The following is a 303-nucleotide window of genomic DNA, read 5'->3' as shown; positions in this document are numbered from 1 at the left end:
TGATTTTGCACCAGAACCGCTAAGCTCCATACCGGCCAGCGGCTATGTGAATGCCGCAAAACAGGCCTGATACATGACCGCACCCGATCGCACGTCTAAATTATCCAAATTGCAACTTGCACAAATGGGGGTATCCATACATGACCCGGTTTTTCCACCGAGAATTGACCCGCCTTTTAATTAATGTTCGGGTTTTTATTCACGGTCAAGTTTCGTGTATTCCTTTGCTCGTTTTGGTTCCTGAGCGGAACTGTTTTTGAACCTGAAGCTGTCATTTCCGGTTTCCAGGATGTGGCAGTGATG

At 47.2% G+C, this 303-nt stretch carries 1 pseudogene; it reads right to left on the bottom strand.

Annotated features, from left to right (window positions below):
* Positions 1-195: 195 nt before the first annotated feature.
* A pseudogene (locus ABE530_RS19740) lies at positions 196-303 on the bottom strand (ATP-binding protein); the annotation flags it as partial.

The sequence above is a fragment of the Brucella sp. TWI559 genome (assembly GCF_039674265.1).
Lineage (GTDB): Bacteria > Pseudomonadota > Alphaproteobacteria > Rhizobiales > Rhizobiaceae > Brucella > Brucella chromiisoli.
This window is presented reverse-complemented; position numbering and strand designations above follow the sequence as displayed.